This is a genomic window from Streptomyces sp. NRRL S-495, from assembly GCF_000966955.1.
Lineage (GTDB): Bacteria > Actinomycetota > Actinomycetes > Streptomycetales > Streptomycetaceae > Kitasatospora > Kitasatospora purpeofusca.
In genome coordinates this window covers 1-2,377 of sequence record NZ_JZWY01001249.1, presented here as the reverse complement: position 1 = coordinate 2,377, position 2,377 = coordinate 1, and the positions used below count along the sequence as shown (strand labels likewise).

At 73.2% G+C, this 2,377-nt stretch carries 1 protein-coding gene and 1 pseudogene; both read right to left on the bottom strand.

The window, feature by feature from the left end:
• The coding region (locus VR45_RS40930; protein WP_159394564.1) for an acyltransferase domain-containing protein at positions 1 to 1,348 on the bottom strand (1,348 nt) is incomplete at its 3' end.
• Between the two features lie 741 nt (positions 1,349 to 2,089).
• Positions 2,090 to 2,377 (bottom strand): annotated as a pseudogene (locus VR45_RS40925) (phage tail protein); the annotation flags it as partial.

The following is a 2,377-nucleotide window of genomic DNA, read 5'->3' as shown; positions in this document are numbered from 1 at the left end:
CCCCCGGGCCGCGCCCCGCGAGCGCCGCCAGGACGGCCGCCGGCAGTTCCCGCACCCGGGCGTGCTGTTCGGCGGGCAGCACGTCCCGGTCCGGGGTGACACCGTGCACGTACAGGTCACCGAGCGAGGTCAGGAACCGGCCCGGACCACCCTGGTCGCGGCGCAGCGTGCCGAGGACGGCGGCCTGCGCACCGTGTTCCTCCGCGCAGTCCGTGAGGGCGGAGGTCAGCACGGTGTGCGGGCTGACCTCCAGCAGAACGCCGTACCCGTCCCGCAGCAGGGCTCCGGTCGCCTGGTGGAACCTGACCGTGTTGCGCAGGTTGCGGCACCAGTAATCGGCGTCGAGTACCGGGACGTCCAGTCGTCCCCCGGTCAGTCCGGAATAGTAGGGCAGATGCGGTGTGCGGGGCCGGATCGGTGCGAGGTCGGCGCGCATCCGGGGGAGGATCGCGTCGATGTGGGGGGAATGGGCGGCCAGGCCCACCGCGATCCGCCGTGCGTGCACCGCGTCCGAGGCCAGGTCGGCGAGGAGTTCGGCGGCGGCGTCGCGGTCGCCGGAGACGATCACGGACCGCGGGCCGTTGTGCGCGGCGACGACGAGGCGGCCGTCCCAGCGGCGCAGCCGCGGCTCGACCTCGTCGGCCGGGGCCAGCACCGAGACCATGTCGCCCTGCCCGGCCAGGGTCGCCTGGGCCTGGCTCCACAGGGCCACCACCCGCGCGGAGTCGTCCAGGGACAGCGCGCCGCAGACCGCGGCGGCGGTGACCTCGCCGACGCTGTGCCCGAGCACGGCCGCCGGTTCCACACCGTGGGACCGCCACAGAGCGGCCAGGGACACCGTCACGGCGAACAGCAGGGGCTGGACCACGTCGGCCCGGTCCCCGGCGGGTGCGCCGGGCGCGTCCGGGTCGCGGAGCACGTCGATCGGCGACCAGTCGACGAACGGTTCCAGTGCCTGCGCGCACGCGTCCATCCGGGCGCGGAACACGGTGGAGGTGTCCAGCAGGTCCACCGCCATCCGGGGCCACTGCGCGCCCTGTCCGGGGAACACGAAGGCGACCCGGCGGTCTGTCCCTGCGGCGCCCTCCACCAGGCCGGGCATGCTCCTGCCGTCGGCGAGCGCGCCCAGCCGCTGCAGGAACCCGTCCCGCCCGTCCGCCACCAGTGCCGCCCGCCGGCTCCCGTCGGAAGCGGTGCGCGCGAGGGTGACCGCGATGTCCTGGGGGCTCCAGTCGTCACGACCGGCCAGGTAGGCGTGCAGGCCGCGCGCGCCGGCCGCCAGCGACTCCTTGCCGCTGCCGGCCAGTGTCCACAGCAGCGGTGCTTCTGTACCGTCGGGGTGCGCCATCGTGTGTTCGGACTCCTTCACGGCGAGCAGGACCATCAGTCACCGGACCGTGGCGGGGCGCCCGCTCCTACGGGTCGCGCGCCGACCGGGACGCCTTCGTCGTGCCCGGCGTGTACCGCCACCGGACCTGCGACATCGATCTTGCCCAAGTCGCATAGCGGCCCGATAGCGCGGACCGCGACACGGCGCGGGTACGGGGAGCAAGCGGGCCGCGGAGCCGCTGGAGAGCCTCACGCACGCTGTTGCGCGGCCGAGCCCGAACTCGCCGCCCGGACCGTACGGGACGACTGGCTGCACCCCGGTGGCCTCGGCCCGGGCCCGCCCCCGGCGGCGGCCTCGTCGACCGCGAGACCTACCGGGCCGAATGAACCACGCCGATCCCCGGCCTCTACGCCAGTCCGCCGGGGCGCGTGATCACCGCGCAGGAGCGGTCGGAAAGCGACGGTGCGTTCCTGGACCACCTGCGCGCCCGGCCCGCGCGGATCCGGGAGGGACGGCAGTCCTGGCGGCAGTGAGAAGTCGATCCCGAGAGTGAGCGCGATCCCGATGCTGATCAGAGCCGCCTGGATGCCGACGGGCCGCTGCCGCCATGACGACCGACGCCCGGCCGGCGCGCTCATGGTTCGGCCGAAGTACCGGTGGCCCATCGGCCCCCGACCCGGGCGCACGGGTCGTGGTGCTCTGGGTTCGAGCCGTGAAGATTCCTCCCGGGCTGCGGCGCTGTGACCTACCGGGCCGAACCTAGTACTCGTTCTTGATGACGAAGAACGAACCGCGGATCGTCCCGGCGAGCTTGGACTTCTGGCGGGCGAACCTGAACCGCTGGGCGAGTTCCGCCGGGACCTCCATTCCCTCCGAGAGTTTGAATCCGACCGCCCGCTTCTTGGCGTCCTCGACGGTGTACATCACATTCACCGACAGGCCGCTCTCGTAGAAGACATAGGCCATCCTGATGCCCTCGACCTCGAAGGCCGTGGCTTCGAGGGGCCGGGACGCGATGGCGATCTCGCGTTCCTCCAGAAGGATCCG